This window comes from Paenibacillus radicis (ex Xue et al. 2023) (genome assembly GCF_024722015.1).
Taxonomy (GTDB): Bacteria; Bacillota; Bacilli; order Paenibacillales; family NBRC-103111; genus Paenibacillus_S.
The window spans coordinates 54,800-72,029 of the sequence record NZ_JANQBD010000033.1; the positions used below are offsets into that span (position 1 = coordinate 54,800).

At 47.3% G+C, this 17,230-nt stretch carries 13 protein-coding genes; all 13 read right to left on the bottom strand.

Translation table 11 applies throughout. The features are described 5' to 3' along the window. Positions 1–209: 209 nt before the first annotated feature. Positions 210–2,843 carry a discoidin domain-containing protein gene (locus tag NV381_RS32385; RefSeq protein WP_258217445.1) on the bottom strand — a complete coding sequence of 878 codons (2,634 nt, stop codon included), beginning with the start codon at positions 2,841–2,843 and terminating at the stop codon, positions 210–212. A gap of 35 nt (positions 2,844–2,878) precedes the next feature. Continuing rightward, positions 2,879–4,339, bottom strand: coding sequence for a glycosyl hydrolase (locus NV381_RS32390; RefSeq protein WP_258217446.1), 1,461 nt, complete (start codon positions 4,337–4,339; stop codon positions 2,879–2,881). Positions 4,340–4,634: 295 nt separating this feature from the next. Then, the gene (locus tag NV381_RS32395; RefSeq protein WP_258217447.1) at positions 4,635–6,005 is read right to left on the bottom strand and encodes a sugar phosphate nucleotidyltransferase; all 1,371 of its coding nucleotides are present in this window, start codon (positions 6,003–6,005) and stop codon (positions 4,635–4,637) included. 40 nt (positions 6,006–6,045) lie between these two features. Then, complete coding sequence (locus tag NV381_RS32400) at positions 6,046–7,374, bottom strand: UDP-glucose dehydrogenase family protein (protein WP_258217448.1); 1,329 nt, start codon at positions 7,372–7,374, stop codon at positions 6,046–6,048. 4 nt (positions 7,375–7,378) lie between these two features. Continuing rightward, positions 7,379–8,479 (bottom strand): glycosyltransferase, encoded by a 1,101-nt coding sequence (locus NV381_RS32405; RefSeq protein ID WP_258217449.1) that lies wholly within the window; start codon positions 8,477–8,479, stop codon positions 7,379–7,381. Positions 8,480–8,505: 26 nt separating this feature from the next. Continuing rightward, a complete protein-coding gene (locus NV381_RS32410; protein WP_258217450.1) occupies positions 8,506–9,651 on the bottom strand; it encodes a glycosyltransferase family 4 protein in 1,146 nt (381 codons plus the stop codon). After that, a complete protein-coding gene (locus NV381_RS32415; protein ID WP_258217451.1) occupies positions 9,629–10,894 on the bottom strand; it encodes a glycosyltransferase family 4 protein in 1,266 nt (421 codons plus the stop codon). The genes NV381_RS32410 and NV381_RS32415 overlap by 23 nt, the downstream gene beginning before the upstream one ends. Further along, the gene (locus NV381_RS32420; protein WP_258217452.1) at positions 10,881–11,717 is read right to left on the bottom strand and encodes a glycosyltransferase family 2 protein; all 837 of its coding nucleotides are present in this window, start codon (positions 11,715–11,717) and stop codon (positions 10,881–10,883) included. Before NV381_RS32420 ends, NV381_RS32415 begins: the two co-directional genes overlap by 14 nt. A 16-nt stretch (positions 11,718–11,733) precedes the next feature. Continuing rightward, complete coding sequence (locus tag NV381_RS32425; RefSeq protein ID WP_258217453.1) at positions 11,734–13,122, bottom strand: lipopolysaccharide biosynthesis protein; 1,389 nt, start codon at positions 13,120–13,122, stop codon at positions 11,734–11,736. Further along, the gene (locus tag NV381_RS32430; protein ID WP_258217454.1) at positions 13,085–14,569 is read right to left on the bottom strand and encodes an O-antigen ligase family protein; all 1,485 of its coding nucleotides are present in this window, start codon (positions 14,567–14,569) and stop codon (positions 13,085–13,087) included. The genes NV381_RS32425 and NV381_RS32430 overlap by 38 nt, the downstream gene beginning before the upstream one ends. Continuing rightward, a complete protein-coding gene (locus NV381_RS32435; RefSeq protein WP_258217455.1) occupies positions 14,566–15,114 on the bottom strand; it encodes a VanZ family protein in 549 nt (182 codons plus the stop codon). Before NV381_RS32435 ends, NV381_RS32430 begins: the two co-directional genes overlap by 4 nt. Then, on the bottom strand, positions 15,114–15,884 hold the full coding sequence (locus NV381_RS32440) for a WecB/TagA/CpsF family glycosyltransferase (protein ID WP_258217456.1): 771 nt from the start codon (positions 15,882–15,884) through the stop codon (positions 15,114–15,116). Before NV381_RS32440 ends, NV381_RS32435 begins: the two co-directional genes overlap by 1 nt. Beyond that, entirely contained in the window at positions 15,881–17,221 is a 1,341-nt protein-coding gene (locus tag NV381_RS32445) for an O-antigen ligase family protein (protein WP_258217457.1), read from the bottom strand. The genes NV381_RS32440 and NV381_RS32445 overlap by 4 nt, the downstream gene beginning before the upstream one ends. Positions 17,222–17,230 lie beyond the last annotated feature (9 nt).

The window sequence follows — 17,230 nt, forward strand, 5'->3', positions numbered from 1 at the left end:
TTGCTTATAGAAGTGATTATAAGTCGTTTAGTCAAAATAGTAAGTGATATAAATCACAAGTGTTAATGTTAAGAAAAGTAAAAAACTTGGATAGTCCCCCGCAGAGAGCCTTCCAAGTTTATTGAGACAATGATAAAACCTTCATCTAGCGCTCGCTGCCCAATCAGCCCCAGAATGACTTTTGATAAAACAGCGCTGGAACTCTCCATCTACTGCTCATTACCGTATATTTGCAGCTCATGAATAGACCAATAACTGCCGCTTTTGCCGGTCTGCACAATTTTCACATATTTGGCTTTTTGCGGGGCAAAATTAATATCGGTAACCTTGCTTCCAAGACCTGATGCGATGGGTCCCGTCCAAGTTAAGCTATTGTTCGACACATAAACCTCATACTGGCGCGGATAATCATTCGGCGAGCCTTCCGTCTGAAGCTCGATCCGATTGATCGCTAAGAGAGACTTCATATTAACTTCATAGTATTGCCCGTACGTTTGGGGAGCATTTGTATCCCATCGACTATTGGTATTATCATCAATTGCGTTCTGCGGTTTCCCGCCGGAGCTGCTGGAAGCTATCCAATCCTTACGGTCTAGAAGCACATAATCCGTAGCCACTGTCTCTACAGCTTCGGAAGGTTTGCTCGTCCCCGGCAGCCTTATTTGATACTTGTATGCCGATCCGGCTAACGTGCTGCTGTCAATATAATGAGTTTGCTGCACATTTGCAGCGATTAACTCATAATTTCCTCCCGAATTGGCACTGCGCCAAATATCATAACCCTTGGCCCCCTCCGATTCCAACCAGTTGAGCTCGATCGAATGATGGAGGAGAGGCTCTGCCTTAACCCAAGTCGGTGCTTTCGGCTTAACGTCTGCAGAGCGTGTCAGAATGTATTGAACCGCTTCGCCGGGACCGAGCGTTTCTATCAGCTCAAGATTAGGGGACGCCTGTAATCCCGATATATAAGTTCGTGCCTCCTCATAGCTCTTTCCCGATCCGAATCTTTCCCCCTCATAGACCGCCTGCTCAGGCATGATAACTTGAACAGCTATCTTTTGTACACTTTTCTCAAAATTGACGATGTTCAGCAATATTTTATCAGAGGTTCCCTGGGATCCAGGCAAAGGCTTCAAAGAAGAAGTGTCCACCCCGCGGAAATAAACCAGCTTGTCATATAAATCCTCCGCGTTCGTTATCCGGTATTCGAGCGGCTTGCCATGGGTTGCATAGGCCAGATTAAGCCGTCTCATTATCCCAGCCCGGGTATCCGTTTCCGACGGATTTCCATATATTCTAGTTGTGGCGGGATTATGATGATTCAAATTAAAGCCTGTTTCAAACAATGAATAGTCAGGATAGAAGGCGGCGTGATGTGTGAACATGTCCGCATAACCGATATGCGCACGCATGATCCGGTCAAAAACCGCCGATTTCCGGTCTACAGCTCCGAATTGTTTGGCATCTATGTGGCTATCCGAAGTTCCGTATTCGGTATTCAGCATGAGCTTCGGCAAGCCGTCTTCGGCTCCTCCAAATGTTTTCAAATTTTCTACAAAACTTCCACCCGGGCTATCTGCAAATGAGGACCCATACGAATGTCCATTGGTCAGGTCGGTCACATTCTCAAGCTCCTTGCGCTGGGCCGGATCGCTTTCCCACCCGTCAGGATCACCGCATTGGCGCTTTCCATTAGGCAGTTGGTTTTTGCAGGCTTTCACCTCATAGGAAGGAGCATAAGCCCACCCTGGAGCCACCGTCTTCAAATGAGGGGCCAAAATAGGGATATTGTCATTTAACCAATTGGCGATAGCCAGATTAACTGCTTTGGAACGGTTAAATAATCCGGGTTCGTTATCGATCTCATAGTATTGAAAGAGCGAGCCATAATTTTTCACATAATTATACAATTTATCTTTGGCATCATTGGGAAGAGTCCCATCCATTTGCAGCTTGATATTGCCTGTGTGCAGATGAAACGATACGGCTTGTGTGTTGTAATCCCTCAATGTTTCGTAATAAGGCCCAATAGCTGAACAGGCATTTTTCACATCCGTAGCGCAGCCGGTCCGCATAACATTGCCGCTATAGGCGATGCCCATCCATTTCAAGACATAAGGGAGATGTCGGACGGCCCCTTCGTCATAATAGAAGGACATATTGTTGAGACTGGTGCCCGATGCGATATAGCTGCCGTGAATCGGTTCCTCCGCCGGTGCAGACAAAGTACTTAACCCGATATAATCCCACTTCCACCACAAATACTGATTCTCCGAAGACGAACAATAAATACAGCCTATAGCCCGCAGCTCCACGATATTGTCTCCGAGCTGCAGCTGCTCCTTCGGAATATAAAGCTCGTATGTTTTCTTGAAGGGGTATCCGCTTGTCGTTCCACCGACACCGGCGATTTGAACAATTCCTGATAACATGCGGTTAGTGAAAACGGCCATCTGAGGAATTGATTTATACGCATCAAGCACCTTAACCTGTAAGTTAACTCCGTGTTCCGGAATAGCTTCCAACGTATAATGAATGCTGAACGACGGATTCACCGATCTATCAAGCCCACTGGGCAAGCTTTTCCAATCCATGCTTTTATAAGAATCAGAAGAGATGCTAAAGCTTTGGCTCTTGCTATCCGACCTGAATTCAAGATAGGAGTCATCCGGTTTCCCTATCAGCCATATCCATCCGCCTTGTACCAGCTGCGCCGAAGCTGGCTTTATTTCAGTAGGCGCCAATTGATCGGCTGCCGTGTATTGGCAGCAGGACAATACAGATAAAATGAGCAACAGCATACCGACCGGCAAAACAAGCAACAAAACCACTTTTCTATTCATGATGTCTCTCCATTCCTTTTTTTGATAGGCATTCTTCATTTAGGAATGAATAACGCACTCTCCGGAATGATTTCTTTGGTATGAGAAGGGCTTGCCCACATAACTTTGGCTGCCGCCCCTGCAGTATCATTATAATATTCCACCTTAAATTCGACAGGCTTTCCAGCGGTAAGTGAAATCGTCCCGGTTCGTTCAACCCAGCTTTGGTTGAACCAGCTGTCTATAACCAGCTGCCCATCCACCCAAATCCTTATTCCATCATCGCTCAAGCTGGATATTGTATACGTCTCCGTGTAGCTGGGCCAAAGCCTGCCCGTCCACCTCACAGAGAATGCGCCTGCCTGGACAGCGGCCGTTGGGGCCGATTGACGCCAATTAAAGTCAATATTAGAATCTTCGCGTACTTCCTTGAGGTCTGAGAAGTCCTTGTTACCATAATATTCAGCTACCAAGCCATTTTTACCGGCAGCCTTGCCCGGCATTCGGAGAGTAAGAGGAACCGTCCCCCTCTTAATGGATCTTGGACTTGTATAGAAAGAGTGGATCTTCTCCGCCGTGTTTTTTTCGTTCAGCATCTTGCCCCAGACCATCATATACGCCCATTTGGGCTGATTCTCAAGGACAGCCGCATCCGGGATTTCGCCGTTTTCTCCAATAGCCACCGGTTTGCCGTTGGCAAGCTCAACAATCTTGTCGTAATATTCCTGCCGGTAATCATTGCCATAAATGTCGACCGCCAGAACATCCACTTTGTCTGGGCTAGGGTAAGTTAACGTATAAGGATCGGCCCATTCCGTAGGCGCATTCGGACTCCATACCCACAGAAGATTATTCAGCTTATGAACCTCTACATACCGATCGTACATGATATTCCAGAGAGCGGGGAAATTATTCTTCTTGCCCCACCAGAACCATCCGCCGTTCATCTCATGATACGGGCGCCATAATACAGGAACTCCAGCATCCTTGAGCTTGGTCAGGTACACGGCCACCTCATCCAGATCCGCAATCAATTTGTTATATTCCGTCGTTCCCGGCGTCACATATTTATCGAACTCCGATTGGCTCATCTCCTTTTGCACATTCGACCAGCACCGGCATTCGCCGGGAATACTTTCATGATAAGTAATCGTTACAAGGCCGCCTGCCTTATGCCACGCGATCGCGCTGTTCACCACCTTCTGTCTTTGCGAGGCTACTTCCGAAGAGGATTGATTCATAATGGCGCCGAGCTCATAACCGTGAATTCCAGCGTGCTTCCCTGTCTGTTTCTTTAGCTTATTGTTCAGCTCATCCGGGCTTTCCAAATAATCATGCTGGCCGCTTATAATTTTTGTCCCCGATATCTCATACAGATTTTGCAAAACTGCTTTTGCTTCAGTTGATGCAACCGGGTTTACGGGAGCAGACGAAGCTAACGATATATTCGGAAATGCTGGAAAATGAGGGGCAACCAACGTAAATAACAGTAGAATAGAAATCACTTTTCTAATCACACCTACCCTTCTGCTCTGCTGCAGCAACATCCTATAACCCCACTAGATTCAGTTTTTTTCAACATTTACTTTCAAACTATGTTATAATTTCGACAAATCCTATGTTTTTTCGAGGAGGCACCAGAAAATGAATAGAAATTCCAAGCTGTCCATGCCAAAAGGCTGTTTATGGGCTATTGTTATTACCGTCCCGATCTGGTTCATTATCTTATACCTGCTAATCAAATAAACAATCGCCTTCCATCCCCATAAAGAGAATAAAAGGCGGTTGCTCATTTATGAATCCCGCTCGCTTTCATATGAACTGATGAAGCGGTATGTCCTTCCATTCCATGCAAATTCGAACGATATCCTCCTCCACCAGCTCTGAGCCGGTCTGCACCTCAATAAGCTCCATATCGGTTATGGCCAAGATGCTGTGCTTGGTCCCCTCTGGAATGCGGACTACATCCCCCGCCTTTACCTGGTACAAATTATCATTGATAACAATATCTGCAACTCCGCTAATGATGGTCCATATTTCACTTCGTTTATAGTGAAGCTGGTAACTTATATTTTTACCTGCACATACCAGAATCCGTTTGGTCAGAACTTCGTTACCTTCCTTATACTTGATATAATCCACGACACGGTAACGCCCCCATCTCCGCTCCTCATACATCGGCCTTTGTTGAATATGATTCATCACTTCCTTGATTCTCGGACTTTCCGCTTTGGAAGTGACCAGTATACCGTCCGGGCTCGCAGCCACTACCACATCGTTCATGCCGATTACGGTTACCGGAATGTCCAGCTCATTGATCAGATGTGTATTGACGGAATCCTCCGTAATAATTCCCGTCCCGATTCTTGTGCAGCTCATCTCCTCCGTCAACGTATTCCAGGTACCTAGATCCTTCCAGAATCCGTGATAGGGAAGTACTACCACATTATCTTCCTTCTCTACAACCTCGTAATCGAAGCTGATTTTGGGCAGATGTTTATACTGCTTGAGCATTTCCTCGTACTGGATCGGAAGCCCTTTCTCAACCAGCACATTAATCAAGTAGTCGAGACGGAATCCGAATACCCCGCAATTCCATAGAGCATTGCGCTTGATTAGAGCTTCGGCTTGTGCACGATCCGGTTTTTCCCTAAAGTGGCTGACTCGAAATAAATCAGAGTCCGCAGCATAAGGCTCAGAGGGAACGATATAGCCATATTTCTCGGAAGGGGCGCTCGGAACCACACCAATTAGCGCCAGGTTCGCATCCGTTTCTTGAAGAACCTGTTCCAATTGCTGGATGGCTTCGAAGAAGGCTTCATCCACATATGGATCAACTGGCAGGATCGTGATAACGGTATTAAGCGGAACGCTCGACATGGAGTACAAATAAGTAGCCGTGAGTGCAATAGCTGCGAAAGTATCTCTTCTTTCGGGCTCGACAATAATGGGAACCTCATTCCCAAGCTGGCTAGTTATCATTTCCATCTGAGAGCGGTTTGTGGCCACATAAGCGGAGCCTCCCAAACCAGCATTATTTAACTGCCTCCATACTCTTTGCACCATCGATTCCATTTCCTGGTTCGGATTCTGGAGTATTTTCAAAAATTGCTTGGATCTTGAATCGTTGGACAACGGCCACAGCCGCTTGCCTGAACCTCCAGATAGTAGGACCAGCTTCATGAATATCACTCTCCCAATGGTTATGAATAGTTCATCCTTGTCAGACACTAACCTGTGAACGGAATGCCGCGATCGGTTCGGGTCTTCCCACCGAATAATAATGCAGCCCCGCTCCTTCGATCTGCTCTTTGGCATATACATTTCTGCCATCTATAAGAATGGGCTGAGCCATCTGGTAAATTAACTGTGACAATGAAATCTCCTTGAATTCCTGCCAATCGGTCAGCAAGCACACGGCATCAGCATTTATGGATGCTTCCAGAGCATTACCACACCATTGAATAGATGGGTGATCGTAGCGCTCTCTGAACTTGCCCATAGCCACAGGATCGTAGAGCTTCAGCTTCGCTCCCATGTTGATCAAGGCTTCAACAATTTCGAGCGAAGGGGCCTCGCGGATATCATCTGTGTTCGGTTTGAACGATAACCCCCATATCCCGATCACCGTGTCATGCAGCTGCCCAAGCGACTCCTTCAGCTTCTCAATTACTTTGTATCTTTGCGCTTTATTAACCTCCACAACTGACTTTAGAAGCTGAAACTCATAATTAACATTACCCGCAATCTGGATTAATGCTTTGGTGTCTTTAGGAAAACATGATCCCCCGTAACCGATTCCGGCATTCAAGAATGAAGGGCCGATTCTGGGGTCTTTACCCATCCCTTGAGCGACCTCCGTCACATCGGCGCCTACTTTTTCGCAAATATTCGATATTTCATTAATAAATGATATTTTCGTTGCCAGGAATGCGTTGGAAGCATATTTAATCATTTCCGCACTGCGAATATCCGTAACGAAGATCTGGTCCGTGAAGCTGCTGTGCAGCTCGACCATGGCCGCTTCCAGCTCCCTGTTATCCAGTCCTATAACAATTCGGTCGGGATGAAGCGTGTCTTGAATGGCTGAGCCCTCCCGTAGAAACTCCGGAATGGAAACAATATCGAAAGGAACCTCCGTATGCTGCGCTATGATACGGCGTATTTTCTCGTTTGTTCCGACGGGAACGGTGCTTTTGGTGGCAACGATTTTTCGCCCGCTCATAGCTCTGCCTATTTCTGCTGCCGCTTGCTCAATATACTGCAAATCAGCTTCTCCACTTGGCAGAGAGGGCGTTCCGACCGCTATAATGATGAGCTCGGAATGCCGCACTGCCTGGATCAAATTGGATGAGAATTCCAATCGTCCGGCTTGTACATTGCGCTCCATGAATGTTTCGATTCCTGGCTCATAGATGGGGGAAACCAGATTCTGTAAGGCGGCAATTTTATTTATATCCTGATCGACACAAATAACATGATTGCCCATTTCCGCGAAGCATATGCCCGAAACTAGACCGACATACCCGGTTCCGATTACAGCGATATCCATTCTGTCACCGTCCCTCTCTGAATTTTTCATAAGCTTTGCCAATATAATTTTTGAAATTTTCCATAAATGCCTTCTCATCGAACTTTCGAGCATGGTTGACGATCTGCCGTACATCCCAATCGTGGTTTTCGACTTCGTTGATAGCTGCATTCAGATCATGGATTTCCTGCCGTTTGAAGAAAATACCGTTCAGCCTCGGCCTGATGGTATCGAGTGCGCCTCCGGACTGAAAAGCGATAACGGGTCTTCCAGCAGCGTTCGCTTCAAGCGGGGTAATGCCGAAATCCTCCTCGCCGGGAAAAATCAACGCTCTGCATTGCGCCATCAGTTCTGTAACCACTCCATCCTCCAGTCTCCCGAGAAAGCTTACATTTGGTTTAGCCAGCTGCCGCAGTCGTTCAAGATCGGGCCCTTCTCCTACGATATATAGGGGAAGTCCGTTGCGGCTGAATGTCTCCACAGCCAAATCAATCCGCTTATAGGATACGAGCCGGGAAACAATCAAATAGTAATTCCCAATCGTCGTGGAGCTATGAAACCGCGATGTATTGATTGGAGGAAAAATAACGTCGGAGTCTCGATGATAATAAGTTTGAATTCTGTTTTTCACAACGGATGAATTCGCCACGAATTGATTAACGTTCTTTGACGTCCTTTGATCCCAAGCTTTAAGCTGCCGCATATAAATCTTCAAAAGCTGCTTCAACACATTGGATTTGGACTGTCTTTGCATATAAGTGTCATAATCCCATGCAAATCGCATTGGCGTATGGCAATAGCAGAGATGGAATGTCTCCTTGGGCACTTGAATGCTCTTCATGAATGCGCTGCTGGAGCTAAGCACCATATCAAATTCACGGAAGTCAAAATCCCGGATCGCAAAGGGGTAAAGAGGAAGCATTCCCTTGAAGTTATTTATCCCTCCAGGCATTTTCTGAAGCCAGGATGCACGGATATCCGCATCCTTAAGTGCGTCAAGCAGCCGGTTGCTGCTAAAAACCGTGGTGAAAATAGGCGCCTGCGGAAACATATGATGAAAGACCTCAACGACTCTTTCGGCACCACCCATTTGAATCAAATAATCATGCGCTATTGCTATTTTCATTTGATCCATCCTTTTCTACCCATGGTTTAGTTAATGTTGGAAATCAATCCTTCATAATAGCTTGTAATTTGTATTACGGTTCGCTCAATGACAAAGTGCTCCTGCACCCGTTTCATGCCATGCTCACTCATCCTGCGTCTCTCCCCGGGATTGCCCAGCAGCGTACGGATTGATCGGGCAAGCAGCGCCGGATCTCCAGGTGTAATAAGCAGCCCCGTTTCGCCGTGTACGACTATTTCGGTTGGTCCGCCCTCATTCGAGGCAATTACCGGCAGTCCGGCTGCCATTCCTTCAACGATCACTTGCCCGAACGGCTCAGGTGTAATCGATGTATGGACGAGGAGATCCGCTTGCTGCATCAATTCCTGAATATTATCCACATGACCCAGCAAAGTGACATTCGTCAGCCCGTATACATCGATTTGCCGAAGCAGTTCCTCCTTATAAACGTCCTCGCCAAAGAGTGCATCGCCAGCCAACCAGAACTGGACATGCTGGTCCGGCAAGAACGACTTGGCCGCTTCCAGTAAAATATGCTGGCCCTTCCATTCCGCCAGACGTCCGACCAACAAAACAGTGAACTTTTGCTTCAGCACCGTCACGTTGGATGCAGGGTTAATGGCGTTGGCGAAGGAAGAATATACGACCAATGTTTTCTTCGATTTCGGCAGCTTCAAGGCATTCAAGGTGGAATTGGAATTAGCAATGATTCCGTTAGGCAGTATGCGGGACATTAGTCTGATGGCCTTCGCTACAACCGGCTTCAAATAGGGTTCACCGATATAGTCCCTTATGTGCCAAATTAACGGAATTCTCGCTATTTTCGCGGCAACCGCACCGTAAATTGCTGACTTCAAAGAATTTGTATGAACGCAAACCACCTGCTCCTCCTTCAAAATCCGGGCAAGCCTTCTCCCGTAAGAGAGCAATTGAAAAGCTGCGGAGACAATCTGCATATTGACGACATTGCGGTTGCGGTTCCTGACTTTCTCATTCAAGGTGATGACACGAACCTGGATTCCTTGTTCCCTCAGTCTGTCAGCCAGAACGCCTTCTTCCGCCAAAATGACCAGCGGGTCCACATTGCTGCCCAGATGAGTCAGAATATTATAAAGGGCAACCTCTCCACCGCTCCATCTTGCGGTATGATCAATGTACGCCACTCTTAACATCCGCATCATGCCTCCCTTTTCCTTGTGCTCGGTGACCATGGAATGTGATCCCGGCAGTGGATACTCCAATTTTTCGATACTTCTCAAGCACGGTTTCAAAAACAGCCTCCACCTGGCTTGTTGCAAGCTCCCAAGTGTAGTTTTCCAGAACGTGGCTCCTGCATTGTTCAGCGGTAGGCCACTGCTGCTTATGCTTCAGTAAATGGATGATCCCTGCTGCGATGTCACTGCTGCTCTTGCTCTTGAACAGCAGGTCCGGGCGAAACTTCTCTAATATTTCCCTGCTTCCCCCAACAGGTGTCGCTGACACGGGAAGTCCTGAGGCCATGGCTTCCACGGTGATCAATCCGAATCCCTCCAACGACTGGGTAGGAACTACGAACAAATCAGCAGCCTGATAATATCGGGGAAGATCGTCGTCAGAAACGTAGCCGAGCAATCTGACTTGGCCTTCGAGACCATACTCCGCAATCCGGCTTTCCAATTGTTCCTTTAGCGGTCCCCTCCCTCCTATCAAAAGTACAGCGTCAGGGGCTTGCAGAACGACCTCCTTCCACGCATCAAGCAGCTGCAGCAAACCCATTCGGTTGACCAGCCTCCTTACCGTCAACACGGCAGTGCAATCTTCCGCTAATGACAGGCTTCTTCTTACTTCCATACGGTCTGCGGATGGTTGAAACCGCCGTATATCAGCCGCACCTGCAATAATGTGTATCCTTTCCAGCGGAATTCCATATTGCTGGTGCAAAACGTCGCGGAACGTTTCGCTTAAGACGATGAAAGCATCCGCATGCCTATAAGCTCTCATCTCCATCGATTTAGCGATCCATGCTTTTATGCGATGTGTAATCCTCCCCCCCTCCGCTCGAATTTCCTCGCTCCAGGGACCATGAAATGCTATGACTACCGGAATATTCCGCTTCTTGGCTTCCTCTGCTGCTCCCAGTCCATAGGGAGCAAAATGCGAATAAACGATATCAACCTCTTGTTCCTCCATCAGCTTGGCCGCATAGTTGCGGAACATGCTTCGCCTCTTCCTCAACTTCATTCCGGGATCAGCGATGCTGGTAACGAGCATCCCCTCCTTAACCTCCGGTTGATCCACGCTGCATACGAGAGCTTCCAGCGTATTACGGTCAGAAAGGTTTTCACAGATGTTCTTAAAGTACGTATTCAGCCCACCAGCCTGGGAAGACGGCCAGCCCATCCCGGTAGACAGGATTCGCAGCTTATTGGATGGCATATTTCTTTCCCTCCTTTAACGGCTCTTCTTCATGACGATGTTTTACCTTGCTGTGAACAAGAACACTTTCATAGTGCTTCAAGCAAACCAGAAACTCGTACATCGCCCAGAAGACAGCAACGGCAAGACCAGGTATCCCTTTTCTGTACAAGCCCTGAATGATATATTTTTGCAAAAAACGTGCCGGGGGACGGTACAGCAATCGAATCCACCTGAACGGCTTACCCGCTATAACCGCCTCCTCCGCTTCCAAATCGGTATATTTATTAAATCTGGCAACATGGTCGTTAATGCTTCGGAAACCATAATGCCACAAGGTCCCTGTTAAGTTCATAACCTGATTGTTGGATACATCCGGTGTTTCATGAACCAGGCTATCTTTATATTGAACGTTATTTCGATTATATAAACGAACCAGCCGTTCTCCCTTACCCATCCAGCGGCCCAGGAAATCTCCGATTCGAAAGACAGCGTACGCTTTCTTCCCATCCGATAAATCCTTCTTTCTCTCCAGTATGGACTTGGCTAAAAGCTCGCTCACCACCTCATCGGTATCGATGACGAATATCCAATCATGCGATGCCCGTTCGCTCCCGTAAATTCGCTGCTTGGCATAGCCAGGCCAAAGATTCTGATATACCTTGCAGCCTAATTGCTCGGAAACTCGGACCGTACCGTCTTTGCTCCCTCCGTCAACCACGACGATCTCATCGGCGAAAGCTTTGCAGGAAGCAATAGCGCCGGCAATCCTTGATTCATCATCCTGCGCAATAATGACCGCAGATATGAGATACTTCCCTGCAGAAGCACAATGATCGATCATCGGCCTTAATCCTCCTTTATTCCCTTGATTCAGCTGATTTGTTGGCTTTATATGAAGATAACGCCGATAATAACCAACGCACATCTTCCCTGGTAATGAGCAGCCTTGGAATCTTCATCTTCAAGGTGTATCGTACATTGATAAGTATGAACAGAAATCGGATAAGTACGGACGATAACATCGCAATCCCTGCGCCGGTAAGACCAAGCTTGGGTACGAGCAGCAGCAGCATCGGAATGACAAGCAGCAATCCAAGACCCTGAAGAATCGTTACAACCTTCGGTTTACCAAGTGCCATGAAAGCCTGGGCCAGAACCATCGTTCCACCGGATATGGAAACCTCCAGCAGAAGAAGTCTGAACACGCCAAGCGCCTCCTTAAATTCGTTTCCGTACAGTAAGGTCAAGACAAAAGGCGCAATGACCATAATGGCTACCGATACCATGATGGCAATGCAAGTACTGATTCGAAATACACGAAACGTCAGCATGACCACTTCATCCTTCGGCAAGCCCGAAGCCTTGGGGAACAGCACCGCAATTATTGAAGTCGAGAAGACGTTGACCACCCGCGAGAGGCTGACAGCAACCGCGTAAAGTCCCAATTGTGCGGGGTTCAGTAACCCAACGATTACGATTTGGTCGATATAATAAGAGAGATTGCCCATCAAATCGTTACCGTATGAGCCGATTCCGTAAGTGATTAACCGCTTGAAGGTTTGAAGAGCATCCTTCAAGATGATTTGATAAGCTTGAACCAAACGCATGGTCGTCCATATATAGAAAGGAACCGCCGGAGCCAGATAGGCGACTGCTGATGTGTAAGCATGCATCGTTCCCGACAAGATCAGAATACCCAGGCATGCCAGTGTGCTTAATGGAATCAGAAACCGCAGCCGGTTGTACAGCTTGTACTCCCCCCTCACCTGCATCATCGCATTGTTGATTTGCGATAATACGATTAAGGGAACAAAGAGCATTGACCATTGTGAGAACAACACCACATTAGGAGAGTAAGACCTGAGCCAATAGGGCAGAAACAGGATGCCCGCAGCCATCGCGACTGTCCCCGCAGCCAGTCCCATCCACAATGCAGTCGTATAAAGCTTGGCAGAATCCTGCATGTTCTTTTTGACGTTGTAAATTAATGCGGAAGGAATACCAAAAGTAAAGCTGAAGGCGAGAAACTGTGACCATAACACCATCGCCGTCTGCTCGCCTCGTCCAGTAGGTCCCAGAAAGCGTGCGGTTAATATACCCGTAAGCATATTAACTCCCAATATTAAAATACTGAAAAGCATCGTTCTGATCGTATTAGCCATATTGCTCTTGCTGGATAATAAAGCTTTGACTAAACCAAATATCGGTCTAATCCGGACTAGCTTCAAGTTGATCGGCTGCTGCATCCGGGCTTCTCCTCCCTCCCTGTGTCATGGCTCTGTGCGCCACAATTCCGATACCCACCATTTTCCACAGCAGAAATCCCCTCAAGCCCGTATAGCCATTCTCGAACATCAAGCTCGCTATGCTGCCAATTATGGAGGCAACCGCCATACTTCTATAAGATAAGAATCCGGCAATTCCCTCTCTATGTGTGATTAGAAATTTGACCAGAAGCGTCAGCGCCCGGAAGAATAAAAAGCCTCCTATAATGCCAAATGTAAGAAAGACGGCGACGAAGCCATTATCGAATATGCCAAATTCACCTAGCGCGCCCCCATTGTTCAATTTTGTGCCTACTCCTATGCTTCCAAGCCCCAGTCCTTGCGGCTGGCTGAGCATCATAGGAAATACAGTATGAAAAAAGTCCAATCGCTCGTTGTAGGAATGGTCGTCCTGGATAGCTGTCATCGTTTCCAGTCTGGCGATTAGAACCTGGGCACCCGGCAGCTTCGGGATGATCCAATACATAGCTGTTGCAGCCACCCCAATTTGAGTCAGCAGCTTCCATTTATGCGTCCCCGATGAGAGCATCGTGTAGACGGCAATATCGATGAATAGCAGCAGCCATGCCGATCGAACAAGTGTAATGAGCAAACCTACCGCTACCAGCAGGATACCTGCCCATCCCAAGGGACCCCGCCATCTTTTCTCCAAAATCATCGGTGCAAGCGCAGTTCCGAGAAACATGCCGGCCGGCCCAGGTGAATTGAGCGTAGAAAACACACGTATTTCCAGCGGATAGGGCTTTCCTATCGAGCTCATTTCCACATGATTCATCCAAAAAGCATCCCAAGGCGGCACAATCATATATTGGACAATTCCATACACAGCAACCAAAATGGCTATATTGGAGAAAGTGATAAGCAGCCGATCCAGCTCTCTTCTCTCGAAGGGAGCAACGGCGAAATAAGGAATGAGCAGCATGGGAATTAGATAATTGACCAAATCATAAAAGGTACCCGTCCCATTTTTGGCCAGACCGATTATACATCCATACACTAAAGCCATGAACAGAAAAAGGAGCACCTTGCGAATCGTTGAATCGATCTTGTGCACATTGGCGAGCACAGGAATAATAAGAACTGCGCTTGTAAGAAGCGGAGCCAAACTGAGCATCGAGACGGAATGATAGGAACCTGCAAGCCAGTCCTCAATTCTTCTTATCTCAGGGCATATAGCCCAGACAAGCAATATATAAGGAACTATTTTGCGCGACTCCAGCAATGCCATGACGAAGGCAGGGAACAAAATCGCCGACAAGATAGCAATCTCTGTACTGATGTCATGGCTCATGTTCGCGCTGGAAAAGCCAATAATGATAGAAACAAGCAATGCAGCGCATACCCATAAGCCTGCGACTGCCGCATGATTCGTGAAGGGATATGAGTAAAGCCCTCTTATCGTTCTCATAAGCCCTCCGTCCTGTACGTATTGACAAGCCTTCGCTTCTTCCTTTTTGCAACCAAGCCATATGCCAGGATTCCTATCAGCACACCTAACGAATCGATAACAATATCCTGCGGCCTTGACCCGCGATCTATAGAGTACAGCTGGTGAATTTCATCTGTTATAGCAAAGCTGACCGATATCAAGACCGTAATCATAATCGCATTGGAAAGACGAAGCTTTGTCGTGCACCGGATCCCCCTCAGCAAAGTGATGCTAAGCAGGAAATATTCGATGACATGGGCAAGCTTGCGCAGTATAAACTCAAGCACTCCACCCGGCCCATCTTTATAGCCGTCAATCGTTAGCGAGCCATAATGAATCTGGATGGAGGATAAATAATCGTTCAAAATAGTTCGATGCACAGCAAGCGTTAACTGCGTCTTGATCGACTGCTGCTCGTAGGATTGAGAGGAAAGGACGAATATGACAGCCATCACGATAAGGGTCGGAACCCAATGGGTGAGGGTCATCCTCCGGGTATTCCAGCCGAAATATCCATAGTTCATTACACTCTCCTCCGTTTCAGCTTGAATTGCTTTCTGAACTCCTTCCATACCATAACGATAAACATGGAATCGTCGAGCAAATACCGTTTCCACAATCTTCTCGGCTCCTGTACAAGCCTCCAAAACCATTCAAAGCCAAACCTTTGCATAATATGCGGAGCTCTCTTGACAGATCCGGAAATGAAGTCGAAGGTAGCTCCAACGCCAATGGAAACCGGTACCCGGTAATTCAGGTAGTGCTGGTATATCCATTTCTCCTGCTTAGGTGCGCCGACGCCAACAAACACAATATCCGGTTTGGCATCAATCAGCATCTGCACAATATGCCGATTCTCCTCCTCTTTATTCTCGAAGCCATACGAAGGCGAATAACAGCCGACTATATTCATGCCCGGAAATAAGGATTTGAGGTTCCTCATCGCTTGTTCCGGAACTCCAGCTGCCGATCCCAGGAAAAACAAGCGGTATTGCCGGTCTTCAAATGCTTCTCCCAATTTATCGAACAGATCAGCGCCCGAAACTTTTTGTTTCAGCGGCTTCTTCAGCATCTTCGAGGCCCATATTATCGGCATTCCGTCTGCAACGATGGCCCCGGCGCTCGAATAAACCTTTTGAAATTCGGCATCCTTTCTAAGCTTGATCAAATGATCGACATTGCAGGTTAAAATGTAGGAATGTTTGTTTTGACGAATTACTTCATCAATGAATCCCAGCAGATCCATAAAATCATAATTGTCAAAATTGACATTGAACATATTCACTCTACTCATGGGATCACATCTTCTTTTTTTGGTATTGTCCTGGATAATCGATACAAGCAATTTAAGTACCAGCAGAACGGAATAATGAATTGAACTGTAGACAATGTATTATCCGAAAAGGAGTATAAGAAGAAACCAAATATGAATGCCGCATAATAAACCTTGATGTGTTGCTCCAGAACTCTATAAATCAAAGCAAATACGATCAAGAGAGAAATAAACAACAGGCCACATCCGATGTAACCCGCATCATAGTAAAAGCGGATATATTCATTATGCGGAACGACAAAGCCTTTATATAAGCTTCCGTCATTCGCAACTGTCACGGAGCCAAGCCCTCTGCCTGTCATCGGAGAAGCTTCCGCTCCTTTCAAGAAGAAGGCCCAAGCTTCGGTTCTGCCCGATAAATCAATCCCCGTGCCTGTTTGGCGTTCAAAGGAGCGTTTCGTCATATTGTCCCACTGTACATAAACCGCTGCCGCAAGCAAGGCTACGGAACAAACGAGGGGAATGATCAGCATAACCTTGCCTTTGACATATTGCCTGACGATATCAAAGAAGTAGTACGCTACCATAGCCAGCATAGCCAATATGGGGCCACGCGTTCCAGTTGCGATTAACACGGCAAAATTGGCGGCTAATGTTAAATAAAAGAACTTCGCCTTATCCGGATTGCGTTTGGTCTCGATCAAAGCAATCGTAATCCCGAGAAATGCCAGCATCGCCAAGTGCGGTGCGATATTCGCTCCCTGTACGCGGACAGCCCCTGTGAATTCGATATCCAGGAAGGAGTAGAGGTGAGCGAGCTGGAGAAGAAGCCCTGCTGCAACACTAACCAGAGGAAGCAGACAGATGATCTGAATATGCCGCTGCGCCATCTCTTCTTTCCACTTGATCAACAGAAAAACGAACGGTAGAGCAAGTCCGATAAAAGCTTTAAGCGATAAGGATGCATTCAGTCTCGGGTGCCAATCCGAATAGAAAAAGGTTAGAAACAGCATCGCCGCAAGCGCCAAAATCGGGTAGACAAGCGTCAGGCGTATACCATTTTTTAGCATGCAAGGGATAAGCAGCACCAAGATCCCGAGCTTATATAAGGAAATGATTTCAATGCCAAACACATCGGCATCAATGATGTAGTTAACCGAGATTGCCGTGGACAGCAGCACCGGATAGCTGATTCTTGCCGGATTATGAACCGTAACGGCCAGCAGGAGCAGAACAGCTACTCCGATTACACTCAAGACTGGCTGGTAAACCGCTGCGATCCCGGTAATCCAGGCGGTGAATACATAGGCGGTAGAGAAATATACCGGCTTTTTCAGATGTGCATGCAGGTCCGTCATAGGCGCCCC